This window comes from Azospirillum sp. A1-3, from assembly GCF_023806445.1.
Taxonomy (GTDB): domain Bacteria; phylum Pseudomonadota; class Alphaproteobacteria; order Azospirillales; family Azospirillaceae; genus Azospirillum.
The window spans coordinates 626,544-644,735 of the sequence record NZ_JAMSLU010000003.1 but is presented as its reverse complement, the minus strand read 5'-3'; the positions used below and the strand labels follow the sequence as shown (position 1 = coordinate 644,735).

Genomic DNA, 18,192 nt, shown 5'->3' with positions numbered 1-18,192 from the left:
ATGCATCTGGTATGTAGGATACGAAAAAAGGCCGGTGGCTCCGCGCAAGGGGCCGACCGGGTGCGCCGCGACCGCCGGCGAGACATGAGGACATCCACTCCATGACCTTTCCCGCTCTCAACGTCCAGCCCCTCGACACCGGAACCACCTTCCGCAGTCAGGTCTACCACGCGCTGAAGCAGGCGATCACGGAGATGGACATCTACGACCATGACCGTGAAATCCGGCTGGACGAACGGCAGCTCAGCGACAAGCTCGGCGTCAGCCGCACCCCGATCCGCGAGGCGCTGACCCTGCTGGAGCAGGAGGGCTTCATCCGCCTGCAGCCGCGCCGCGGCATCTTCGTCGTCCGCAAGACCAAGACCGAAATCGTCGAGATGATCCAGGTCTGGGCGGCGCTGGAAAGCATGGCCGCCCGCATGGCCGCCGAACATGCCCCGGCGGCGGAGATCCACAAGCTGTGGGACCTGTTCGGCAGCTTCGAGCAGCGTAGCCCGAAGGACCATGTCAGCGAATATTCCGACGCCAACATCGCCTTCCACAAGAGCATCATCCAACTGAGCGGCTCGAAGCTGATCCAGGACGTCACCGACAACCTGTTCATCCACATGCGGGCGATCCGCAAGCTGACCATTGGCCAGGAGGACCGGGCCGAACGCTCCATCCACGACCACCGCGCCATCATCAAGGCCCTGGAAGAGCGCAACGCCGACCTCGCCGAACGGCTGGTGCGCGAGCACACCATGGGTCTGGCCGCGCATGTGGAGAAGCATTGCGATTTCCTGGAGTGAGCGCGCTCGCTGTCATCTGACTCCATACCGATTGCCCCCTCCCCATCCCCCCCCCCGCGTTCCGCGGGAGAGGGGGTAGGAACTTTGCAGACGTTCAGCGGCAGTCCCCTCTCCCGCGAAGCTCTCGCACAAAGCTAAGCTTTGTGCTGACGCGGCAGGCGGACCGTAGGTCCGCTGAGAGCGGGGGAGGGTTAGGGAGGGGGCCGCATTGCCTACACTCCTGACTACGCCGTCACCGCCTCCTTCTGCGCCGTCTCCACCTTCGGCGCGTCGTCGCCGTCGATGGTCACCACCCGCAGGGAATTCGTCTTGCCCGGCGTCCCGAACGGCACGCCCGCGGTGACCACCAGCGATTGGCCGGAGCTGCCGATACCGGTTTCCGCCGCCGCGGTCAGCGCCCGCCCGACCATTTCCGAGAAATTCGCCACGTCGTCGGTCAGCACGGCATGGACACCCCAGGCCAGAGACAGCCGCCGTGCCGTCGCCTGGTTTGAACTGAGGCCGAGGATCGGCACGCCCGGCCGCTCGCGCGAGGCGCGCAGCGTGGTCGATCCGGTGGTGGTGTAGGTGACGATGGCGGCGGCGCTGATGGTTTCCGCCACCTGTCGCGCCGCGGCGGTCAGCGCGTCGGGGGCGGTCGCCTCCGGGCTGGGATGGTCGGCGTCCATGATGCGGCGATAGAGCGGGTCGCCCTCCACCCGGCGGACGATGCGCTCCATCATCGCCACCGCCTCGACCGGATAGCGGCCGGAGGCGGATTCGGCGCTCAGCATCACCGCGTCGGCGCCGTCATAGACGGCGTTGGCGACGTCGGAGGCTTCGGCGCGGGTCGGGGTCGGTTCCGACACCATGGATTCCAGCATCTGGGTGGCGACGATCACCGGCTTGCCCATGGCGCGGCTGAGCCGGATCATCTTCTTCTGCAGAGCCGGCACGTCTTCCGGCGGCAGTTCCACGCCCAGGTCGCCGCGCGCCACCATCACCGCGTCGGACAGCTCGATGATCCGGTCCAGCGTCGGCAGGGCGGCCGGCTTCTCGATCTTGGTCATCACATGGGCGCGATTGCCGATCAGCTCGCGCGCCTCCAGAATGTCCTCCGGCCGCTGGACGAAGCTGAGCCCGATCCAGTCGACGCCGAGTTCCAGCCCGAAGGCGAGATCGCTGCGGTCCTTCTCCGACAAAGCGCTGAGCGCCAGCGCCGCGCCCGGCACATTGACGCCCTTGCGGTCGGACAGGGTGCCGCCGGCCACCACCTCCGTCTCGGCGAAGTCGGGGCCGCAGTCCAGCACGCGCAGCCGGATGCGACCGTCGTTCAGCAGCAGGTCGAGGCCCGGTTCCAGACTGGCGAAAACTTCCCCATGGGGCAGGCAGACGCGGCGGCGGTCGCCCGCCCCGCGGTCGAGGTCCAGGCGGAAGCGGTCGCCGATGGCGAGGTCCACCGGCCCGGACCCGAAGGTCCCGACCCGCAGCTTCGGCCCCTGGAGGTCGAGCAGGATGCCGATCGGCCGGCCCAGCGTCTTTTCGGTGGCGCGGATGCGGGCGTAACGCTCCGCATGTTCGGCCTGGGTGCCGTGGCTGGCGTTCAGGCGGAAGACATTCACGCCCGCCCGGGCCAGGGCCGTGATCTGGCTTTCCGAAGAACTGGCGGGGCCCAGCGTGGCGACGATCTTTGTGCTGCGGTGAAACGGCATGACGACAGCCTTCCTCCGCCCGGCCCTTTGCGAAAGGGGCGGGACTGGCGAATGATGATGAGCGAGGTTCGGTGTTGCCCGGATGCTGGAAGTCCTAGGCCGGACGGTCAAACGGCACCCGCCCCTTATTCCGCATCGTGAGAGTGGTTCCACCCGGCGCACATGGACAGCCGGACCGCCCGTCGGCGACACTGGGGCATGTCCGAAACCGCGCCTCAAAGCCCTGTTACTCCCCATCCGGCCGCCACGCTGATCCAGCTGCGCGACGGCCCGGACGGGTTGGAACTGCTGGTGATGGAACGCCACGCCGGCCTGCGCTTCGCCCCCGGCGCCACCGTCTTCCCCGGCGGCCGGCTGGAGGCGGCGGACCATCACCCGCTGTGGCGCGTCCACTGGCCGGAGGGGGAGCCGCCCGCCGACCTCGCGCACCGGGTCGCGGCCTTGCGGGAATGCGTGGAGGAGTGCGGCATGCTGCCGACCCGCGATCCGCTTTCCTCCTCGGCGCTGGCGGACCTGCGCTGCGGACTGGCGGCGGGGGAGGGCTTCGCTGCGGCGCTGGCGCGGGTCGGAGTCGCCCCCGCGCTCGACCGCATGGCGGTGCTGGCCCGTTGGATCACGCCGGAGATGCTGCCGCGCCGGTTCGACACGCTGTTCTTTCTTGCCCCGGCACCGGAGGGGCAGGAGCCGGTCTGCGACGGCGGGGAGGCGGTCGGCGTGCTGTGGGCCACCCCGCGCCGCCTGCTGGCGGAGGAGGAGGCGGGTCGGCGCCGGCTGGTCTTCGCCACGCGGATGACCCTGCTGCGGCTGGCGGTATGTGCCGACATGACGGCGGCGATGGCCAGTGGTGCGTTGGCCTCCGCGGCGGTGTCCGGCCAGGGCTTGCCGGCGCCGATCCTGCCGCGGCTGGTGGAAACGGCGGCCGGTCCGGTGTTCCGGATTCCGGCCGGCTGCGGCTTTTTGCCACTGGAGACCTCCGCCCAAACTGTTAGGCTTGGGTAAGATTAGGCAAGTTCAGTACGGTTTCCGCGATGTGAAAATTGCGCAGACGTGCTATTGTGCGATGCGACATGCGCAATCAATCTCCATGCTGACGCTCGGCGCCGAACGACGGCGCTTCGGGCTGAGGCGGGAGGATCGCGGAATGGATGTCGGGTTCATCGGGGACGGGAAGATGGCCGAAGCGATCATGGACAGGCTGCGCGACGCCGGGCACCGGCTGCACCGCCACCCCCATGGCCGCGGCGACTTCCGCCACCGGGCCGGCGCGTGCGACGTGGTGATGATGCTGTTGCCCGATGCGCCCGCGGTGGAGGCCGCCCTGTTCGCCGAGGACGGCTTTGCCGCCGCCCTGCCGCCGGGCGCGCTGGTGATCGACCTGTCGGACCTGCCGCCGGCGGAGGCTTCGGCCAACGCCGCGCGGCTCGCCGATCTGGGCGCCCTGCTGGCCGATGCGCCGGTCGGAACCGATCCTGTTATCGATCTCGGCGGCAGCGACGCGGCCTGTGCGCGGGCCGAACCGCTGTTGCGGCTGTTTAGCGATGGCGTCGTCCGTGCCGGCGGCCCCGGTTCGGGGCAGCGGGCGCGTCTGGTCCGCATGGCGGACATGAGGATGGCGGACAGGAAAAGCGACGATCCGGATGGACTGCACCGGCTGCTGCGTCTGATGGCCTTCGACGGGCCGGCTGAATCCAGGTTGGGCACATCATGAACACCTCCACCGCTCCCGACATCGCCCCAATGCGCCGTCCGGCCTCCAGCCTCTTTGCGACCGGACCGGACATGATCGTCCCTTTCGGCGCCGGGCTTGCCGCCGGTCTGGTCGCCGGGCGGGCCGATATGGCGCGGCTGGGCAACAAGGGCGGGCGTCTGGTGGAGATGGCGGCGCTCGGCATTCCGGTGCCGCCGGGCTTCGTCATCGCTGCGGAGGCCGGGCACGGGCTGGGCGCGGAGGATGCGCTGCCGGCGGAACTGCTGAAGCGGATTGATGAGGCCGTCCTGGCGCTGGAGCGGCAGGCGGGTGGGCGCTTCGGCGGCACCGGTGATGGTGATGGTGGGCCGCTGCTGCTGTCCGTCCGCTCGGGCGCGGCGGTGTCGATGCCCGGCATGATGGACAGCATCCTGAATCTCGGCCTCAACGACCGCACCGTGCAGGGGCTGGCGGCGGCGTCGGGCGATGCGCGCTTCGCCTACGACTGCTATCGCCGGCTGGTCCAGTCCTTCGGCTGCGTGGTGATGGGCGTGCCCGGCCACCGGTTCGAGGCGCTGCTGGACGAATACAAGGAGGAGCGCGGGCTTCAGCGCGACGGCGAGCTGACGGCGGAAGACTGGCGCAGCCTGATGCCGCGCTTCCTTCGGCTGGTGGAGACGCGCTGCGGCCGTCCCTTTCCGCAGGATCCGACGGAACAGTTGCGTCTGGCGGTGGCGGCGGTCTTCCGCTCCTGGATGAACCCGCGGGCGGTCGCCTTCCGCGTCCTGCACGATGTTCCGGAGGATTTAGGGACGGCGGTGACGGTGCAGGCGATGGTGTTCGGCAACCGTGGGCCGGAGTCCGGCACCGGCGTTCTGTTCACCCGCGATCCCTCCACCGGCGCGCCCGGCCTGTGCGGCGAGTTCCTGGCCGATGCCCAGGGCGAGGACGTCGTGTCCGGCACCTGCGATCCCGACCCGCTGAGCGCCAGCCAGCCCAACCCGGACCGCTCGATGGAGCGCCGCATGCCGGCGGTCCATGCCGAGCTTTGCCGGGTGGCCGAGCGGCTGGAACGGGCCTTCGGCGACATGCAGGACATCGAGTTCACCGTGGATGGCGGGCGCCTGTTCATCCTGCAGTCGCGCAGCGGCAAGCGCTCCTCCGAAGCGGCCGTCCGCATCGCCGTCGACATGGCGGAGGAGGGGATCATCACCCGCGACGAGGCGGTGGGCCGCGTCGATCCGCAGGCGCTCGACGAGCTGCTGCGCCCGACCCTGACGCCGGAGGCGCTGGCCGCCGCCATCGCGACCGGTCTTCCCGCCTCGCCCGGGGCGGCGACCGGCCGCGCCGCCTTCACCACCGAGGATGCGCTGCGGCTGTCGCGCGGCGGTGGGCCGGTGATCCTATGCCGGCCGGAAACCTCGCCGGAGGACATCCACGGCATGCAGGCCGCCGTCGGCATCGTCACCGCCCGCGGCGGCTTCACCAGCCACGCCGCCACCGTCGCCCGCGGCATGGGCCGCCCTTGCGTCTGCGGCGCCCGCGGGCTGCGCATCGACCCGGAAGAGGGGGTGATGCGGGCCGGTGAGGTGACGGTCCGCACCGGCGACCTGCTGACCATCGACGGCAGCAACGGCGCCGTGGTTCTGGGAGCCGCGGCCCTGCAACGGCCGGCGCCGGATGGCGCGACCGCCCGGCTGCTGGACTGGGCGCGGGAGTGCGGGGTGGGGCTGGCGGCGGATTGAGCGTCGAGGATTGTGGGGGGATCATCCCCCCACGATACCTCCATCACCCCCGCATCAGCGCCTTCAGGTGCGCCGCGCAGCCTTCCGCCAGCCCGGTCGCGTCATAGCCGCCTTCCAGCGCCGACACCACCCGGCCGCCGCACACCCGGTCGGCAAGCTCGACCAGCTTGCGCGTCACCCATTCGAAATCCTCGGCGGTGAAGCCGAGTTGGGCCAGCGGGTCGCGCTTGTGGGCGTCGAAACCGGCGGAGATCAGCAGCAATTCCGGCTGGAACGCCTCCAGCGCCGGCAGGATGGCGCGCTCCACTGCCTGGCGGAACTCGACGGAGCCGCTGTAGGGTTCCAGCGGCAGGTTCAGGATGTTGCCGTCGACGCCGCGCTCCCATGAATTGCCGGTGCCGGGGTAGAGCGGCGACTGGTGGGTGGAGGCGAAGAACAGGTCGGGGTCGTCGGCGAACATCGCCTGGGTGCCGTTGCCGTGATGCACGTCGAAATCGACCACGGCGACGCGGGTCAGGCCGTGCACCTTGCGGGCATGCTCGGCCCCGACGGCGATGTTGTTGAAGACGCAGAAGCCCATGGCGCGGGCCGGTTCGGCATGGTGGCCGCAGGGGCGCACCGCGCAGAAGGCGTTGGTCGCCTCGCCGGCCAGCACCGCGTCCACTGCGGCGCAGACCGAACCGGCGGCGCGCAGGATGGCGCCGCGCGACCCCGGCGACAGCAGCGTATCGCCGTCCAGCCGCTGATACCCGTCGGCCGGCACCGCGGCGAGCACGGCATCGACATAGCTGCGCTCATGGACGCGCGACAGCTGCTCGACATCGGCCTCGGGGGCGGACCGGCGCTCCAGATCGCGGAACTCCTGCCGGTCCAGCACTTGCCACACCACGGCCAGCCGTTCCGGCGCCTCCGGATGGCCGGGGCCGGTGTCATGCGCGAAGCAGTCGTGATGGGTGAAGATCAGGGTGGTCACGGGCGGCCTCTCCCATAGGAAAGGCGCCGCCGGACAGGATGTGCCGGCGGCGCCATGGTCGGGGAATGGTTCAGTGGGCGTAGCTGGTGGTGGCCGGCGGCGGCTCCGCGACCGAGGCGACGGTGCCTTCAAGCTCCTGCAGATGCAGGCGGGTGAAGTCGCGCGCGCTGACGACGCCGACCAGATGGCCGTCCTCCAGCACCGGAAGATGGCGGATGTGGTGCTTGTCCATCAGTTGCAACGCCTGATGGACGCTGTCCGACGGGGTGCAGGTCACCGGCTGGCGCGTCATCAGCTGCGACACCGGCATGGACAGCAGCGAACCGCCGCGCTCCAGCAGGGCGTGGACGACGTCGCGTTCCGAAAGCACGCCGGCCAGCGTGTTGCCTTCGGTGCGGCAGACATCCTTGACGACCAGGGCGCTGATGTTCTCCGCCTTCATCAGCTTGACGGCCTCGGCGACCGTTGCGCTGGTCCGCACGGCGACGACGCGGGATTCCTTGGTGCGCAGGATATGTTCGACCTTCATGGCGTGACTCCTGATCGGCTGGCGGCTGGCAGGAAAACCGTCTCTCGGGCGGTTCCCTAGGGGCGGCAAGGCGCCCGGCCGGGCGTCGTGCTGTGAATATGGTATGCCAGATACAGTACGCCAAGCAAACAATTTCGACATCGGCCTATGCGATGGTGCAGCGCAATCAAAATCGCTCTGTTGGAGCCGTAATGCCAAAGCACAAGAGGCGAAATGTTCGACATGCGGTATGTTTGATATGCGTGCAAATTGATGGAGGTATGCGGCATGCGCATGTCCGGCATCGTGTACCTTGTATACCAAACAACTTGAACCAATTGCTGCGGCGCGTCATAACAGAATGGTCACGCCGAAGCCGACCAAACAAAAAAGCACCCCACCGAGACACTGGAGCGATGAACATGTTGGAAATGCTGGTTCTGGCGCTTGTGCTGTCCGTCTTCGGCGGCACGGTCCACTATATTCTGTCGATGCAGATCACCAACGCGGGCAAGTCGCAGCGCGATTTCTCCTCCGCGCCGCTTCGCCTCGCCAACCCGACCGAAGCCGATCTCAAGGAACCGGAGGACGAACTGCCGCCGGGTCCGGCCTGGGCAAGCTTCCCCCGCGCCTTCTGAGCTGCGGTTCCCCACCTGACAGATCGTAAGAAAGACGGCCCTTCCAGGCCGTCTTTTTCGTTTCGACTCCAGTCCGGCATGCGGCCCGCTCAGGCGAGCGGCAGCACCAGCTGGAAGCTTTTGATGGTCATCCGCTTGCGGTGATAGAAGCGGTGGGCCTCGCCGCGCTGGATGCCGGAGATGATCTCCATCTGGGCGCAACCGCGCTCCCGCGCCTCGCCCGCCAGCCAGTCGAACAGCTTGTCGCCCAGCCCGTAGGACCGCTTGGCGGAGCTGGTGACCAGATCCTCCACATACATGTAGCGACCGCGCGACAGCGTCTCGTGGACGCGGAAGCCGCCGCAGCCGGCGATCTCGCCGTCCAGCCGCAGAAGGGCGAGGTTGTAGCCGTCGTCCATCTGGCGGCGAATCTGCGCGCGGTAGGCCTCGGGGTCGGTCATGTGAGTCCGCAGCTCCTTCATGATCGGATAGCTGGCGGCGATATCGGCATCGTCACGCGCCACGACGATCTCGATGTTCTGCTGCTGGTCCATGGCGGTCGACTCCTTATCAATATGGGTTCTGCCGGGAAGGGCGTCAGCGCCGGCGGCGGAGACCATGCCGGCCGGCGGTTGCCGGGCCGAATTGTGCCGTCGGAGCTGGCATACCATATGCCAATAGATTGTCCGGCCAAAAGCTGCGCCGCCCCACTTTCCGCGTGCCGGAAAATCGAAACGCGACTCTCGCCCCCGGCGCCTGGGCGAATGCAGCCTGCGGAAACAGTTCGCCCAACCCACTAATCGCTTGTCAGGTGTCCGGCATCTGGTATACCATATTGATAATTCCAGATCGGATCAGGACTGCACCGGTCTGGCGGGAGGCGAAAACCCGCCACCCAAGCATTGCAGCGCACCGAGGCCGCATCCTCGCCGCGCTGCCAAGCAAAAGCGAACAACAGCGTCAAACCTCTTAAAGCATCTAAGAAGACGCCAAAAGTAAAAGCCTAAGCATCAAAACAGAAGCGACGCCCGAACCGGCAGAGAACCGCTTCCTAGGAGGAGATAGAAGATGCAGCATACGAATTCGGAGGCGCAGGGAGCACCGCTCGGCGGCCGCTGGATGCAGTTGGTCATCGGCGTGATCTGCATGTCGATGATCGCGAACCTGCAATATGGCTGGACGCTGTTCGTCAACCCCATCGATGAAAAGTACCATTGGGGTCGTGCCGCCATTCAGGTCGCCTTCACCATTTTCGTCGTGACCGAAACCTGGCTGGTGCCGATCGAAGGCTGGTTCGTCGACAAGTTCGGTCCCCGCATCGTCGTTGTGGTCGGCGGCGTGCTGTGCGCCCTGGCCTGGGTCATCAACTCGTTCGCCGACTCGCTGGCGCTGCTCTATATCGGCGCTGCCGTCGGCGGTGTCGGTGCCGGCGCCGTGTACGGCACCTGCGTCGGCAACGCGCTGAAGTGGTTCCCGGATCGCCGCGGTCTGGCCGCCGGCCTGACGGCTGCCGGTTTCGGTGCCGGTTCCGCCGTGACGGTCGTGCCGATCGCCAACATGATCCAGACCTCCGGTTTCCAGCAGACCTTCCTGGTGTTCGGTCTGGGCCAGGGCCTGATCGTCTTCGCGCTGGCCTGGTTCCTGAAGGAAGCCAACCCGGCCCTGCTGCCGAAGGGCAAGTCCACCGTCAACCAGAGCCGCCGCAACTACACCCCGCAGGAGACGCTGAAGTCGCCGGTCTTCTGGGTGATGTACCTGATGTTCGTCATGGTCGCCGCCGGCGGTCTGATGGCCACCGCCCAGCTCGGCCCGATCGCCAAGGACTTCCACCTCGACGGCATGCCCGTCAGCATCATGGGTCTGACCCTGCCGGCGCTGACCTTCGCCCTGACCATCGATCGCGTGCTGAACGGCGTGACCCGTCCCTTCTTCGGCTGGGTGTCGGATCACATCGGCCGTGAAAACACGATGTTCGTCGCCTTCGCCATCGAAGCGGTTGGCATCCTGGCGCTGAACCAGTGGGGCCACAACCCGGTCGCCTTCGTTGTCCTGACCGGTCTGGTGTTCTTCGCCTGGGGCGAGATCTACAGCCTGTTCCCGTCCTGCTGCGCCGACAGCTTCGGGTCGAAGTTCGCCACCACCAACGCCGGCCTGCTCTACACCGCCAAGGGCACTGCCTCTCTGGTCGTTCCCTTCGCCAACATCATTGTGGCCTCCAGCGGGTCGTGGCAGACGGTGTTCTTCTTCGCCGCCGCGGTCAATGCCATCGCCGCCTTCATGGCCCTGTTCGTCCTGAAGCCGATGCGTGCCCGTCAGATCGCCGAGGACACCGTCCAGCCGGTCAGCGGCAAGCTGGCGACCGAAGGCGCCGACTGAAAGGAAAGGGAGGTTCCCGCCGACCGGGGGGCCGGCCGGGACTCCAGATAAAAGGCGGCACAGTTCACCGCCAAACGACACGACAAGCCGGCATCGGGACCACCGCATTGGTCCCGGTGTCGGTTTGTCGCGTTTTGGGAGGCAGAATCGTGAACCGCATCGGAGGGTGAGGGTCACGAACCATGCGTCCCGGCAGAGCCCGCTTCAAAGGCTGATATTCTGTATACAGAATACGATTTGCATCGTCAACACCGATCGAAAGGGGTGGATCGATTATGCTGGCTATCGTCGTTCTGATGCTGGCGGCTTTCTCCTCGGGCGCGCTGAATGCGGTTGCCGGCGGCGGCGCCTTCATCACCTTTCCGGCCCTGTTGTTCGCCGGGGTGTCGCCGGTGGCCGCCAACGCCTCCAGCACGGTGGCGCTGTTTCCGGGGCAGGCGGCCAGCAGTTGGGCCTACCGGCGGGAGATCGCGGCGGGCGGGCAGGTGAATGTTCCGGTCTTTGCGGCGCTCAGCCTCGTCGGCGGGCTGGCCGGCGCGCTGCTTCTTCTGCTGACGCCGAATGCGGTGTTCGCGCGCTTCGTGCCCTGGCTGCTGCTGTTCGCGACCGCCGTCTTCGCCATCGGCGCTTATGCGCCCGGCATCGTGTCCAGGCTGCGGTTGGGCGGGCGCAGCGTGCTGGTGGTGCAGTTCCTGATCTCGATCTATGGCGGCTATTTCGGCGGTGGCATCGGCTTCCTGATGCTGGCGGCGCTGACCCTGTTCGGGCTGCGCGACATCCACGCCATGAACGGGCTGCGGCTTCTGCTGGCGATGCTGATGAACGCCGCGGCGGTCGGGACCTTCATCGTCGCCGGGGCGGTGTCCTGGCCGGAAACGCTGGCGATGGCTGTCGCGGCGGTGGCCGGCGGCTACGTCGGCGCCATGGGGGCCAAGCGGGTCGATCCGAAGCTGCTGAAAACACTGGTGGTCATCATCGGAACGGCATTGACCCTCTACTTCTTTGCGAAGGGAGCCTGATTCGATCGGGGAAGCGTCCGATTCCGCAATCTTCAACCCCACCCCCACATTCCGCATTGACATACGGTATGTGGTATACCAAACTCCAAACACAGTTTGCGCGACAGACTGTTGGATGCCGCTGCAAAGCAACCGGTCAGCCGATGGATGCGGCCGGTGTGGGCAGGCTGGCGTCGTCCAGCCCCACAGCATTCAAAAAGTGAAATCGGGGGAGAGGGGAATCCGGCATGAAGATCTGCATCTACGGATCCGGGGCCATTGGCGGCTATCTCGGCGTGCGCCTGCACCAGGCGGGTGCCGAAGTCAGTCTGGTGGCACGCGGTGCGCATCTGGCGGCGATGCGCGAGAACGGCGTCACCTTGCTGATGGGGGAGGAGAAGACCGTCGTCCACCCCCGTTGCACCGACAACCCGGCCGAACTCGGCCCGCAAGACTATGTCATCATCGCGCTGAAGGCCCACTCCGTCCCCGGTGTCGTGCCCGCGATGCAACCGCTGCTGGGTGACGACACCGCCGTCGTCACCGCGGTCAACGGCATTCCCTATTGGTATTTTCACGGCACCGGCGGCGAATTCGACGGCCGCACCCTGGAGACGGTCGATCCGGGTGCGGTTCAGTGGAAGGGTCTCGGTCCGCAGCGTGCCATCGGCTGCGTCGTCTATCCGGCGACCGAGGTGGTGGAGCCCGGCGTCATCCAGCATGTCTATGGCGACAAGTTCTCGCTGGGCGAACCCGACGGGTCGAAGTCGGAGCGCGTCGTCGCCCTGTCCAAGGCGATGGAAGCCGGCGGCCTGCGCGCGCCCGTGCTCGACCGCATCCGCGACGAGATCTGGCTGAAGCTTTGGGGCAACCTGTGCTTCAACCCGATCAGCGCGCTCACCCACGGCACGCTGGAAGGCATCTGCGGCGATCCGGACACCCGCGCCGTCGCCAAGGCGATGATGCTGGAGGCCAAGGACATCGGCGACAAGCTGGGCGTCCATTTCCGCGTCGATGTGGAACGCCGCATCAACGGCGCTGCCGCGGTGGGCGCGCACAAGACCTCCATGCTGCAGGACCTGGAGCGCGGCCGGCCGATGGAGATCGATCCGCTGCTGTCGGTGGTGCAGGAGATGGGCCGCATGGTGGGCGTGCCGACGCCGACCATCGACGTGGTGCTCGCCCTGGTGAAGCAGCGGGGCGAGAACGCCGGCTGCTACAGCCGGCCGCAGCCCGCGGCGGCTCCCGCCTCCGCCCCCGAAGTGGTCGCGGCCCAGTAAACAATGCAGGTGGCGCGGCCGGCGCCGAACCCGAAAGGACCACGGGGCCGGCCGCATCGAACAGGGGGAGGAGCGTCATGAAGGTCGAGGACATTCTCCGCAAGAAGGGCACGCGCATCGGCATGGTGCGCATCAATGAAACGGTCGCCACCGCGCTGCGCCTGATGAAGGCGGAAAACACCGGCGCGCTGGTGGTCAAGGACGTCTGCCGCACCGAAGGCAACACGGTGGTCGGCGTCATTTCCGAACGCGACGTGGTCCGCGCGCTGGTCGACCGCGGGCCGGGCATCCTGGAGCAGGCGGTATCGGCGCTGATGACGCGCGATCCCTATTGCTGCAGCCCGTCGGATACGGTGCGTCACGTGCTGAGCCTGATGGACGAGCACGGCATCCGCCATGTCCCGGTGCTGGAGGGCGCGACGCTGGTCGGCGTCGTCAGCGTCCGCGACCTGATCCGCCGCCAGTTGGAAGAGCTGCCGGTGGACGAACTGCCCATCGCGGCCTCGGCCGCCGAAAGCTGGGACTTCCCGGTCGTCGCCAACCAGTGACCGGTGCCGGTGGGGCCGGCGCAATCGGTTGCCGGCTCCCTTGCCTTTGCCGCTTCGGCGCTAGCCCGCCCTGATCTGGACGCGGGTGGATTTTGCCCGCCGCCATGGCCGGCCTTCGAAAGCAAACGACATGAAGATCGCGATACCCAGGGAGCGCCGCCCGGGCGAGCGCCGCGTCGCCGCGTCTCCCGAAACCATCAAGAAATTCAAAACTCTCGGATTGGATGTCGTCGTCGAGAGCGGGGCCGGTCTCGGTTCCAGCATCACCGACGCGGCCTATGAGGCGGCGGGGGCCGCCATCGCCGCCGACGAGGCGTCGGCGCTGGCCGATGCCGACATCGTGCTGAAGGTGCAGCGGCCGCTGATCGCCGGCGAAGGGGACGTGGACGAGCTGGCGCTGATCCGCAATGGTGCGCTGCTGTTCGCCATCCTCAATCCCCACAACAGCCGCGACCATGTGAAGGCCTACGCCGATGCCGGCGTGAATGCCTTTGCCATGGAGTTCATGCCGCGCATCACCCGCGCCCAGGTCATGGACGTGCTGTCCTCCCAGGCCAACCTCGCCGGCTACAAGGCCGTCGTCGATGCCGCCAGCGAGTACGGCCGCGCCTTCCCGATGATGATGACCGCCGCCGGCACCGTTCCGCCCGCGCGCGCCTTCATCATGGGCGTCGGCGTCGCCGGTCTGCAGGCCATCGCCACCGCCAAGCGCCTCGGCGCCATCGTCTCGGCCACCGACGTGCGCCCGGCGGTGAAGGAGCAGGTGCAGTCGCTGGGCGGCAGCTTCGTCGCCGTCGAGAATGACGAGTTCAAGCAGGCCGAGACCGCCGGCGGCTACGCCAAGGAGATGTCCGATGACTACAAGCGCCAGCAGGCCGCTCTGGTCGCCGAGCACATCAAGAAGCAGGACCTCGTCATCACCACCGCGCTGATCCCCGGCCGCAAGGCGCCGATCCTGGTGACGGCGGAGCATGTGGCGTCGATGAAGCCGGGGTCGGTGATCATCGATCTGGCGGTGGAGCAGGGCGGCAACGTCGAGGGCGCCAAGCTGGGCGAGGTGGTGACCACGGCCAACGGCGTGAAGATCGTCGGCCATGCCAACTACGCCAGCCGCATCGCCGAGAGCGCCTCGCTGCTCTACGCCAAGAACCTGCTGGCGCTGCTGACGTCGCTGCATGGGAAAGAGACGGGCGTGGCCGTCAACTGGGACGACGAGATCGTCAAGGCCATCGCGCTGACCCGCGACGGCGCCATCGTGCATCCTGCCTTCGCGGACGCCCGCGAAGCGCAACCCGCGTGAGGAGGCGGATCCCATGGAACACCCGGATCCCGCAAGCAACATCGCCGCTTTCCGTGAAACCCTGGCGAACCTGAGCAATCAGGTCGATGCGCTCGCCGCCCAGGTCGCGCACAGCGCGCAGCCCGTTACCGAGGCCACCGGCGGCCACGGCAGCTTCTTCGTCACCGGCCTGACCGTGCTCGTTCTGGCCTGCTTCGTCGGCTATTACGTCGTCTGGCGCGTCACCCCGGCCCTGCACTCGCCGCTGATGGCGGTCACCAACGCCGTGTCGTCGGTCATCATCGTCGGCGCCCTGATCGCCGCCGGACCCACCGGCTTGGACTTCTCCAAGGTCCTGGGCTTCCTCGCCGTCATCCTGGCGTCCGTCAATATCTTCGGCGGCTTCCTCGTGACCCAGCGCATGCTCTCCATGTTCAAGAAGAAGGGCAAGTAAGACCATGGAAACCTTGTCGGCCCTTCTCTACCTCGTCGCCTCCATCTGCTTCATCATGGCGCTGCGCGGGCTCTCCAGCCCGGAGACCTCGCGCCAGGGCAACATCTACGGCATGGTCGGCATGACCATCGCCATCCTGACCACGCTGGCCTCGCCCATCGTCCAGTCCTATTGGATGATCGTGCTCGGGATCGCCATCGGCGGCGCCATCGGCTATGTCGTCGCCAAGAAGATCGAGATGACGGCGCTGCCGCAACTGGTCGCCGCCTTCCACTCGCTGGTCGGCCTCGCCGCTGTCTTCGTCGCGCTGGCGGCCTTCTATTCGCCGGAGGCCTACGGCATCGGCCTGCGCGGCGCCATCGCCAAGGGTTCGCTGATCGAGATGGCGCTCGGCACCGCCATCGGTGCAATCACCTTCACCGGCTCGCTGGTTGCCTTTGCCAAGCTGCAGGGTCTGGTCACCGGCAAGCCGCTGGTCTTCCCGATGCAGCACCCGCTGAACGCGGCGCTGGGCGTGCTGACCGTCATCCTGATCGGCTGGCTGGTGCAGTCGAACGCCGATGCGGCGCTCTGGCTGATCGTGGCCGTCTCTCTGGCGCTTGGTTTCCTGCTGATCCTGCCGATCGGCGGTGCCGACATGCCGGTGGTCATCTCGATGCTGAACAGCTACTCCGGCTGGGCGGCCTGCGGCATCGGCTTCACCCTGCAGAACAACCTGCTGATCATCACCGGTGCGCTGGTGGGCTCCTCGGGCGCGATCCTGTCCTACATCATGTGCAAGGGCATGAACCGCTCGATCTTCAACGTCATCCTCGGCGGCTTCGGCGGCGAGGCTGCCGTGGCCGGCGGTGAGGCCAAGGGTCCGCAGGGCAGCGTCAAGGCCGGCTCGGCCGAGGATGCCGCCTACATCATGAAGAACGCCCAGTCGGTGATCGTTGTGCCGGGCTACGGCATGGCGGTGGCCCAGGCCCAGCATGCCCTGCGTGAAATGGCCGACAGCCTGAAGCATGAAGGCGTGGACGTGAAGTACGCCATCCATCCGGTGGCGGGCCGCATGCCCGGTCACATGAACGTGCTGCTGGCCGAGGCCAACGTGCCCTACGACGAGGTGTTCGAGCTGGAGGACATCAACCGCGACTTCGGCACGGCGGATGTGGCCTTCGTCATCGGCGCAAACGACGTGACCAACCCGGCCGCCAAGACCGACCCGTCGAGCGCCATCTACGGCATGCCGATCTTGGACGTGGAGAAGGCGAAGACGGTGTTCTTCATCAAGCGCGGCATGGCGGCGGGGTATGCCGGTGTGGAGAACGAGCTGTTCTTCCGGCCGAACACGATGATGCTGTTCGGCGACGCCAAGAAGGTCACCGAAGAGGTGGTGAAGGCGATGGAAGCGTAGAGGTTGTTGGATGAAAAAGCGCGCCGCTCCGGTTGGGGCGGCGCGCTTCTTTTTATGGGGGAATGTCGGCTTCGATGCCCCCTCCCTAACCCTCCCCCGCCTTTGGCGGTGGAGGGGACTGCCGCCGCTTCGCAGAAGGCACCCTCTCCCGCGGAACGCGGGGGAGGGTCGGGGAGGGGGCAATCGGAGCCGACGCTATCCCACCACCAGATCGTCCAACCGAAACCCCGCGATCTTGTAGATCTCCTCCAGCGCCCGGCCGAACTCCACATCCGGGTCGTTCGCCACGCGCTCGCGCATCGCAGCCAGAATCTCCTGCTTGCTGCTGAAGCGTACCGCCATGATGAACGGGAAGCCGAAGCGCTCGCGATAGGCGCGGTTCAGGTCGCGCTGTTCCTGCGCCTCCGCCTCGGTCAGTTCGTTCAGCCCGGCCTTCGCCTGTTCGGTCTGCGAAAAGGCGGTCAGGTTGGCGGCGCGGGTCGCGCGGTCGGCGAGGTCCGGGTGGGAGAGGATCAGCGTGCGCTGCCGCTCCGTCCCGGAAGTGCGGACGATGTCGATCATCACCGCACGCAGGCTGTCCGCATCGGCGAAGGGACGCTTGTCCCACGCGGCCTCGGCCACCCAGGGGCTGTCCTCGAACACGGCGCCCAGCGCCGCGACGAAGGCGGCGCGGTCCATTCCGTTCAGATCGTCCAGGCTGTAGGGCATCTGCGCTCTCACTTCGCGGTGTAGGGATGTTCGGCGATCCAGTGGCGGGCGATGTCCAGCCGGGTCGCCACCCATGCCTTGTCATGGCTGCGCACATAGTCGAGGAAGCGCGCCAGCGCCGCCGCGCGGCCGGGCCGGCCGACCAGACGGCAATGCAGGCCGACGGACATCATCTTCGGCGTCGTCTCCCCCTCCGCATAGAGCGTGTCGAAGCTGTCCTTCAGGTAGGCGAAGAACTGGTCGCCGCTGTTGAAGCCCTGGTTGGTGGCGAAGCGCATGTCGTTGGCGTCGAGCGTGTAGGGCACGATCAGTTGCGGCCGGCCATGGCTGTCGTCCCAATAGGGCAGGTCGTCGGCGTAGGAATCGGCGTTGTAGACGAAGCCGCCCTCCTCCGCGACCAGCCGCCAGGTGTTGGGGCTGCAGCGCCCGAGATACCAGCCGAGCGGCCGTTCGCCGGTGACGCGGGTGTGGACCTCGATGGCGCGCAGCATGTGCTCGCGCTCCACCTCAGACGGCAGATGCTGATAGTCGATCCAGCGCCAGCCATGGGTGGCGATCTCCCACCCGGCGGCCTTCATCGCGGCGACCACGTCGGGATTGCGCTCCAGCGCCATGGCGACGCCATAGACGGTGACCGGCAGGTTGCGCTCGGTGAACATCCGGTGCAGCCGCCAGAAACCGGCGCGCGAGCCGTATTCGTAGATCGACTCCATGTTCATGTGGCGGGCGCCGGGGATCGGCTGGGCGCCGACGATCTCCGACAGGAAGGCCTCCGACGCGGCGTCGCCGTGGAGGACGCAGTTCTCGCCGCCTTCTTCGTAATTGATGACGAACTGCACCGCCACCCGGGCGCCGCCCGGCCAATTGGCCTGCGGCGGGGTGGCGCCATAGCCGATCATGTCGCGGGGATAGCCCTGGGGTTGGGCGGTCTCGGTCATCGTCGTCTCGCTCGCTGCGGTCGAAGCGGGGACTACGCTAAGCCATTGGCGGCAGGGGGTTCAATCGGCGGATTGGGCGCGGGGATGAAGACAGTTTCCGGATTTCGGAGGGTGGGATTGCGATGTGGATGCGCTTAAGTTGGCGGTTCGATGATTGAGCTGTTGTTGCGCGTGCCCCCTCCCTAACCCTCCCCCGCTCT

The 18,192-nt window shown here is 67.3% G+C and carries 18 protein-coding genes; 12 read left to right on the top strand and 6 right to left on the bottom strand.

Going from position 1 to position 18,192, the window contains the following annotated elements:
- Window positions 1-101 precede the first annotated feature (101 nt).
- Window positions 102-791 (top strand): GntR family transcriptional regulator, encoded by a 690-nt coding sequence (locus M5E06_RS20735; RefSeq protein WP_085084025.1) that lies wholly within the window; start codon window positions 102-104, stop codon window positions 789-791.
- A 224-nt stretch (window positions 792-1,015) separates the two neighbouring features.
- Here the strand turns inward: M5E06_RS20735 and pyk are convergent, their stop codons facing one another.
- A complete protein-coding gene (pyk, locus tag M5E06_RS20730) occupies window positions 1,016-2,482 on the bottom strand; it encodes a pyruvate kinase (RefSeq protein ID WP_252139801.1) in 1,467 nt (488 codons plus the stop codon).
- Window positions 2,483-2,680: 198 nt separating this feature from the next.
- Here pyk and M5E06_RS20725 point away from each other — a divergent pair, with 198 nt between their 5' ends.
- From M5E06_RS20725 to M5E06_RS20715, 3 genes are all read left to right on the top strand, one after another.
- The gene (locus M5E06_RS20725; protein WP_252139800.1) at window positions 2,681-3,481 is read left to right on the top strand and encodes an NUDIX hydrolase; all 801 of its coding nucleotides are present in this window, start codon (window positions 2,681-2,683) and stop codon (window positions 3,479-3,481) included.
- A gap of 172 nt (window positions 3,482-3,653) precedes the next feature.
- Entirely contained in the window at window positions 3,654-4,190 is a 537-nt protein-coding gene (locus tag M5E06_RS20720; RefSeq protein ID WP_252139799.1) for an NAD(P)-binding domain-containing protein, read from the top strand.
- Window positions 4,187-5,914 carry a pyruvate, phosphate dikinase gene (locus tag M5E06_RS20715; RefSeq protein ID WP_252139798.1) on the top strand — a complete coding sequence of 576 codons (1,728 nt, stop codon included), beginning with the start codon at window positions 4,187-4,189 and terminating at the stop codon, window positions 5,912-5,914. Before M5E06_RS20720 ends, M5E06_RS20715 begins: the two co-directional genes overlap by 4 nt.
- 43 nt (window positions 5,915-5,957) lie before the next feature.
- On the opposite strand, the gene M5E06_RS20710 is transcribed toward M5E06_RS20715, so the two are convergent.
- Both M5E06_RS20710 and M5E06_RS20705 read right to left on the bottom strand, forming a co-directional pair.
- Window positions 5,958-6,887 carry a histone deacetylase family protein gene (locus tag M5E06_RS20710; protein ID WP_252139797.1) on the bottom strand — a complete coding sequence of 310 codons (930 nt, stop codon included), beginning with the start codon at window positions 6,885-6,887 and terminating at the stop codon, window positions 5,958-5,960.
- 70 nt (window positions 6,888-6,957) lie between these two features.
- Window positions 6,958-7,416, bottom strand: coding sequence for a CBS domain-containing protein (locus M5E06_RS20705; RefSeq protein ID WP_109157809.1), 459 nt, complete (start codon window positions 7,414-7,416; stop codon window positions 6,958-6,960).
- A gap of 395 nt (window positions 7,417-7,811) precedes the next feature.
- Here M5E06_RS20705 and M5E06_RS20700 point away from each other — a divergent pair, with 395 nt between their 5' ends.
- Window positions 7,812-8,033: a hypothetical protein gene (locus tag M5E06_RS20700; protein ID WP_109152829.1), complete on the top strand. Its 222-nt coding sequence runs from the start codon at window positions 7,812-7,814 to the stop codon at window positions 8,031-8,033.
- An 89-nt stretch (window positions 8,034-8,122) separates the two neighbouring features.
- Here the strand turns inward: M5E06_RS20700 and M5E06_RS20695 are convergent, their stop codons facing one another.
- Window positions 8,123-8,566: a GNAT family N-acetyltransferase gene (locus M5E06_RS20695; protein ID WP_085084000.1), complete on the bottom strand. Its 444-nt coding sequence runs from the start codon at window positions 8,564-8,566 to the stop codon at window positions 8,123-8,125.
- 514 nt (window positions 8,567-9,080) lie between these two features.
- Here M5E06_RS20695 and oxlT point away from each other — a divergent pair.
- From oxlT to M5E06_RS20660, 7 genes are all read left to right on the top strand, one after another.
- A complete protein-coding gene (gene oxlT / locus M5E06_RS20690; RefSeq protein ID WP_109152830.1) occupies window positions 9,081-10,388 on the top strand; it encodes an oxalate/formate MFS antiporter in 1,308 nt (435 codons plus the stop codon).
- Between the two features lie 275 nt (window positions 10,389-10,663).
- Window positions 10,664-11,407, top strand: coding sequence for a sulfite exporter TauE/SafE family protein (locus M5E06_RS20685; RefSeq protein ID WP_252139796.1), 744 nt, complete (start codon window positions 10,664-10,666; stop codon window positions 11,405-11,407).
- A 227-nt stretch (window positions 11,408-11,634) separates the two neighbouring features.
- Window positions 11,635-12,666, top strand: a complete 1,032-nt coding sequence (locus tag M5E06_RS20680; RefSeq protein WP_252139795.1) for a 2-dehydropantoate 2-reductase — start codon at window positions 11,635-11,637, stop codon at window positions 12,664-12,666.
- A gap of 77 nt (window positions 12,667-12,743) precedes the next feature.
- On the top strand, window positions 12,744-13,214 hold the full coding sequence (locus M5E06_RS20675; RefSeq protein ID WP_252139794.1) for a CBS domain-containing protein: 471 nt from the start codon (window positions 12,744-12,746) through the stop codon (window positions 13,212-13,214).
- A gap of 130 nt (window positions 13,215-13,344) precedes the next feature.
- Window positions 13,345-14,514, top strand: a complete 1,170-nt coding sequence (locus M5E06_RS20670; RefSeq protein ID WP_252139793.1) for a Re/Si-specific NAD(P)(+) transhydrogenase subunit alpha — start codon at window positions 13,345-13,347, stop codon at window positions 14,512-14,514.
- A 13-nt stretch (window positions 14,515-14,527) separates the two neighbouring features.
- Complete coding sequence (locus M5E06_RS20665; protein ID WP_252139792.1) at window positions 14,528-14,947, top strand: NAD(P) transhydrogenase subunit alpha part 2; 420 nt, start codon at window positions 14,528-14,530, stop codon at window positions 14,945-14,947.
- A gap of 4 nt (window positions 14,948-14,951) precedes the next feature.
- Window positions 14,952-16,346 (top strand): NAD(P)(+) transhydrogenase (Re/Si-specific) subunit beta, encoded by a 1,395-nt coding sequence (locus M5E06_RS20660; protein WP_252139791.1) that lies wholly within the window; start codon window positions 14,952-14,954, stop codon window positions 16,344-16,346.
- Window positions 16,347-16,541: 195 nt separating this feature from the next.
- Here the strand turns inward: M5E06_RS20660 and uraD are convergent, their stop codons facing one another.
- Both uraD and puuE read right to left on the bottom strand, forming a co-directional pair.
- Window positions 16,542-17,054 carry a 2-oxo-4-hydroxy-4-carboxy-5-ureidoimidazoline decarboxylase gene (gene uraD, locus M5E06_RS20655; RefSeq protein WP_252139790.1) on the bottom strand — a complete coding sequence of 171 codons (513 nt, stop codon included), beginning with the start codon at window positions 17,052-17,054 and terminating at the stop codon, window positions 16,542-16,544.
- An 8-nt stretch (window positions 17,055-17,062) separates the two neighbouring features.
- Window positions 17,063-17,992, bottom strand: a complete 930-nt coding sequence (gene puuE, locus M5E06_RS20650) for an allantoinase PuuE (protein WP_252139789.1) — start codon at window positions 17,990-17,992, stop codon at window positions 17,063-17,065.
- Between the last annotated feature and the right edge of the window lie 200 nt (window positions 17,993-18,192).

Bases quoted from the DNA above. Each gene is read 5' to 3' on its own strand.
- M5E06_RS20735 (WP_085084025.1), top strand. From the start codon at position 102: ATGACCTTTCCCGCTCTCAACGTCCAGCCCCTCGACACCGGAACCACC.
- M5E06_RS20720 (WP_252139799.1), top strand. From the start codon at position 3,654: ATGGCCGAAGCGATCATGGACAGGCTGCGCGACGCCGGGCACCGGCTG.
- M5E06_RS20700 (WP_109152829.1), top strand. From the start codon at position 7,812: ATGAACATGTTGGAAATGCTGGTTCTGGCGCTTGTGCTGTCCGTCTTC.
- M5E06_RS20660 (WP_252139791.1), top strand. From the start codon at position 14,952: ATGGAAACCTTGTCGGCCCTTCTCTACCTCGTCGCCTCCATCTGCTTC.
- oxlT (WP_109152830.1), top strand. From the start codon at position 9,081: ATGCAGCATACGAATTCGGAGGCGCAGGGAGCACCGCTCGGCGGCCGC.
- M5E06_RS20715 (WP_252139798.1), top strand. From the start codon at position 4,187: ATGAACACCTCCACCGCTCCCGACATCGCCCCAATGCGCCGTCCGGCC.
- uraD (WP_252139790.1), bottom strand. From the start codon at position 17,054: ATGCCCTACAGCCTGGACGATCTGAACGGAATGGACCGCGCCGCCTTC.
- M5E06_RS20670 (WP_252139793.1), top strand. From the start codon at position 13,345: ATGAAGATCGCGATACCCAGGGAGCGCCGCCCGGGCGAGCGCCGCGTC.
- pyk (WP_252139801.1), bottom strand. From the start codon at position 2,482: ATGCCGTTTCACCGCAGCACAAAGATCGTCGCCACGCTGGGCCCCGCC.
- M5E06_RS20695 (WP_085084000.1), bottom strand. From the start codon at position 8,566: ATGGACCAGCAGCAGAACATCGAGATCGTCGTGGCGCGTGACGATGCC.
- M5E06_RS20665 (WP_252139792.1), top strand. From the start codon at position 14,528: ATGGAACACCCGGATCCCGCAAGCAACATCGCCGCTTTCCGTGAAACC.
- M5E06_RS20685 (WP_252139796.1), top strand. From the start codon at position 10,664: ATGCTGGCTATCGTCGTTCTGATGCTGGCGGCTTTCTCCTCGGGCGCG.
- M5E06_RS20725 (WP_252139800.1), top strand. From the start codon at position 2,681: ATGTCCGAAACCGCGCCTCAAAGCCCTGTTACTCCCCATCCGGCCGCC.
- puuE (WP_252139789.1), bottom strand. From the start codon at position 17,992: ATGACCGAGACCGCCCAACCCCAGGGCTATCCCCGCGACATGATCGGC.
- M5E06_RS20680 (WP_252139795.1), top strand. From the start codon at position 11,635: ATGAAGATCTGCATCTACGGATCCGGGGCCATTGGCGGCTATCTCGGC.
- M5E06_RS20705 (WP_109157809.1), bottom strand. From the start codon at position 7,416: ATGAAGGTCGAACATATCCTGCGCACCAAGGAATCCCGCGTCGTCGCC.
- M5E06_RS20675 (WP_252139794.1), top strand. From the start codon at position 12,744: ATGAAGGTCGAGGACATTCTCCGCAAGAAGGGCACGCGCATCGGCATG.